1 protein-coding gene is annotated in these 1,035 nt (G+C 49.6%); it reads right to left on the bottom strand.

The genetic code is table 11. From position 1 onward, the window contains the following. Window positions 1-420 (bottom strand): TetR/AcrR family transcriptional regulator (locus tag ACN0IC_RS14960; protein ID WP_416879568.1); only part of this gene is annotated, 420 nt, incomplete at its 3' end. Window positions 421-1,035: the final 615 nt, after the last annotated feature.

The following is a 1,035-nucleotide window of genomic DNA, read 5'->3' on the forward strand; positions in this document are numbered from 1 at the left end:
CTGCAGAAATTCGAAAAACACTTTCTCAAAAGACGCTCTATTTTTTGAAAGCGCCTTCAGCATTTCGTCATCCCCCGGTACAAGCTCTGTGGTTGAATTGACCACAAAACAGCCTTTCTTGTCTGCATCACTAATTGTGCAGTGGATAGATGACTCAAGCAGGTTTCTTATTCCTGACTTGACGCTTTTCTCATTACTCAACAGGGCCTTAACTCCCTCCCTGTTAGTGCGGCAGTAATTACTCAGAGCCTGGTCAAAAAGCCCCTGTTTGCTACCAAACGACTCATAAAGACTAGAGCGGCTCAGCCCGACGTTCTGAACAATATCTTGCATGCTGGTGGCGTGAAACCCCTGCTTCCAGAACAGGTTCATTGCACGCTCCAGAACATCGTCTTTATTGAAGCTCTTTTTTCTTGCCATAGGTATCGCTTAAAGCACGGTTAAGGTATCTATCTTGCCAAGGAAAGCCTGGATAATTCATCTTCCCACGCGCACGATGGCCAGCAAGGCTGCCAGGAGAGCATCACATTGCATATCTGACGCCTCTCCGCTGCATGTTAAAACATGCCCGTTGCACAGACCTTTAATACAGCATACCTGCTTCGCTCTCGGCAAACTGTATAACATCATCAACCATATAGTCTGCTTCTATCATTGGAAAAACGCCGGCAATCCCTCTGACTCGAAGCTGCCCACTGATGATTTATATTCGCCTTTGTGATGTTTCGTTCAGGGCAGCTGCCGAACACTTTCTTACCGCACTAACGCCATAATAACTGGCACGCCAACCCCCTCCGTCTTCAATCGTGAAGCAGGAAAATTGACGCCGCCAGCGCGATACTCATTGGTGGCACGCAGACCGGATGGAGAAGGGAAGGGCTTGGGCAGGCATGATGCCTGCACGCTACCGGGACGATACTTGCTTGTTCCTGTCGAACTTCCAGGTGCGGATAATTTCCAGCACGTCCATGTTCCGGCGCATTTCCGCTGTAAACGCATCGAACGGAGCCGCCAGACGCACACTCTGGATAGCGG

This window comes from Litorimonas sp. (assembly GCA_029936425.1).
Lineage (GTDB): Bacteria > Pseudomonadota > Alphaproteobacteria > Caulobacterales > Maricaulaceae > Litorimonas.